This is a genomic window from Thermodesulfobacteriota bacterium (genome assembly GCA_040755095.1).
Lineage (GTDB): Bacteria > Desulfobacterota > Desulfobulbia > Desulfobulbales > JBFMBH01 > JBFMBH01.
Window position 1 is genome coordinate 1 of the sequence record JBFMBH010000234.1, and the last position, 2,960, is coordinate 2,960.

A 2,960-nucleotide genomic window follows, 5' to 3' on the forward strand; every position below is an offset into this window, starting at 1 on the left:
GGGAGGAACAGGAGCAGGGCCGGGTGGTGGTGGAGTGGCCCGAAGGAGAGACCCTCAGGCTCAGCCGGCGGCTGTCCTTCAGTCGGCTCTCCCTGGCCATCACCGGGCACCGGGACTGGTTCGAGGTGAGCGGTGAGCTGCGGGTGGATGACGAGCTGGCCCTGAGCATGAAGCAGCTGCTGGAGCTGCTGAGAGCGACTCCAGGTCGCTTCATCCCCCTGGGAGACGGGCAGTACCTGGCCCTCACCCGGGAGCTGCGGCGGCAGTTGGATGATCTGGCGGCCCTTTCCCAGGGACGGGGCAAGGAGATCCGGCTGCATCCCCTGGCCAGCTTTGCCCTGGAGGGGCTGACCTCCCGAGTCGGATCGCTGAAGGTGGACGAGGCCTGGCGATCAAGGCTGGAGCGGATCCGGGCCGTTCAGGATTCCTGCCCGAATCCACCCTCCACCCTGCAGGCCGAGCTGCGCGACTACCAGGTGGACGGCTTCCGCTGGCTGTCCCGCATGGCGGCCATGGGGATGGGGGCCTGTCTGGCGGACGACATGGGCCTGGGCAAGACGGTGCAGGCCCTGGCCCTGCTTTTGGAGCGCGGCCCGCAGGGGCCGGCCCTGGTGGTGGCTCCCACCTCCGTCTGCTTGAACTGGCCGGCCGAGGTGGGCCGCTTCGCTCCGAGCCTGAACCTCCGCCTGTACGCCGGCCCCCAGCGGGAGAAGCTGGTCCAGGACCTGGGGCCCATGGATGTTCTGGTGGCCAGCTACACCCTGCTCCAGCAGGACAAGAAGCTCCTGGCCGGCCGGAAGTGGCACACCATCGTCCTGGATGAGGCCCAGGCCATCAAGAATGTGGTCACCAAGCGGGCTCAGGCGGCCATGAGCCTGGAGGGGGGCTTCCGGCTCATCACCACCGGCACGCCCATCGAGAACCATCTGGGGGAGCTGTGGACCCTGTTCAACTTCATCAACCCGGGCCTTTTGGGCTCGCAGCAGGGCTTCAACGAGCGCTTCGCCATCCCCATCGCCAGGGCCCAGGACCAGGAGGCCAGGAAACGGCTCAAGCGGCTCATCGCGCCGTTCATCCTCCGCCGGACCAAGGCCCAGGTCTTGGACGAGCTGCCACCCCGGACCGAGGTGGCGCTGCAGGTGGAGATGAGCCCGGCGGAGGCTGCCTTCTACGAGATCCTGCGCCAGGAGGCCCTGGAGCGGCTGGCCGAGCTCCCCGAGCCGAGCTCCGAGCGGCAGTTCCAGATCCTGGCCGAGATCACCCGCCTCCGGCTGGCGGCCTGCCATCCCCGGCTGGTCAGGAGCGGCCTGGACCTGCCCAGTGCCAAGCTGGAGCTTTTTGCCCAGGTGGTGGCCGAGCTTGTTGAGAACCGTCACAAGGCCCTGATCTTCAGCCAGTTTGTCAGCCACCTGACCCTCATCCGGCACCGGCTGGACGCCATGGGGATCAGCTACCGCTATCTCGACGGCCGCACCCCGGCGGCGATACGCCGGCGGGAGATCGACGCTTTCCAGGCCGGAGAGGGGGATCTCTTCCTCATCAGCCTCAAGGCCGGCGGCCTGGGCCTGAACCTCACCGCGGCCGACTATGTCCTGCACATGGATCCCTGGTGGAACCCGGCGGTGGAAGACCAGGCCTCGGACCGGGCCCACCGCATCGGCCAGCAGCGGCCGGTAACCGTCTACCGCCTGATCACCCGCCACACCATTGAGGAGAAGATCGTCCAGCTGCACCAGGACAAGCGCGACCTGGCCAACAGCCTCCTCGATGGCGGGGACATGAGCGGCAAGATCTCCGCCGAGGAGCTGCTGCGGCTCATCCGGGAAGGGTGATCGCTGGCCCTCCGCTGGTAGGGATCCAGAGACCTGCCCAACCATGGCTGGTACGGTGCAGCCATACCGGCGGCTGCCCGCCCTTGGATCTTATCCGCTACGGATACCAGATCTGGAGCCGCTACCGGGCGATCGACGGATCCGGGCCGCTGCCGCCGGTTATCCCGATCCTCTTCTACCACGGCCGGCCCACCTGGCCGCATCCCCTGGACCTGGGAAGTCTGTTCGACCTGCCGGAGGCCCTGGCGCCTTATCGACCGTCCTTCCGCTACGAGCTCATCGATCTGGCCCGGTGGCCCGATGAGGCGATCCGGGGTGAGGTGCTGCTCCGCAGCTTTATTCTGATCACGAAGCACATCTTTGCCGACGACCTGGGCGAGCGCCTGCCAGAGGTATTCACCCTGCTGCGCGACCTGGCTCGCTCCCGGACCGGACTGCAATATGTCGAAACCCTTCTCCGCTATGTGGCCGCAGCCGCGCCGCAGGTGGAGGAGGAGGCCTTTCGCGCCGCCATCGATGGCGCGCTTGCCGATGGAGGGATGGATATGCCGACACTTGCCGAGCGTTGGGAACAGCGGGGTCTGGAGCGCGGCCTCCAGCAGGGGCTTGCGCAGGGGCTGCAGCAGGGGCTGGAGCAAGGGCTGGAGCAGGGGCTTCAGCGGGGACTGACCAGGGCGCTTCGCCGGAGTATCGTCGAGGTCTTGGAGGCCCGCTTCGAGGCGGTCCCGGAAACGATGATCCGCAGCCTGGAGCAGATCGCGACCGAGGAAGCCCTGCAGGCCCTGCTGAAACGTGCGGTGACCGTCGCCTCCCTGCCGGCGTTCCGCGACCTGGTGCGCCAGACTCTGGCGGATTGACTGTGGAGGCTGGCCAGAAGGCAAGCCCTCCGGGCCATGTTCCTGGAGCCGGGTCTCTCCTTGCGCTCCGGCGGCAGCACCAGGTCGGGCGGTATCAATGGAAGCTTGTCATTGTTAACTTATACGGCCTTGACTTTCAAAGCGTTTCCGTCAAGCGACCTCCACATTTAGGGCAAAAAAATTCATCTAGCTTGAATTCAGTTGCTGTAATTGAAAAGTCACAACTGTCGCATACAAGAATAGGCTCTCTATTCTTATGCGTTTTCGTTTG

At 66.0% G+C, this 2,960-nt stretch carries 2 protein-coding genes; both read left to right on the forward strand.

Annotation, left to right across the window (positions count from 1 at the left end; genetic code table 11):
* On the forward strand, positions 1–1,832 hold a 1,832-nt coding region (locus AB1634_19215), incomplete at its 5' end, for a DEAD/DEAH box helicase (GenBank protein MEW6221643.1).
* A gap of 83 nt (positions 1,833–1,915) precedes the next feature.
* Positions 1,916–2,689 carry an Rpn family recombination-promoting nuclease/putative transposase gene (locus tag AB1634_19220; protein ID MEW6221644.1) on the forward strand — a complete coding sequence of 258 codons (774 nt, stop codon included), beginning with the start codon at positions 1,916–1,918 and terminating at the stop codon, positions 2,687–2,689.
* The last annotated feature ends 271 nt before the right edge of the window (positions 2,690–2,960 follow it).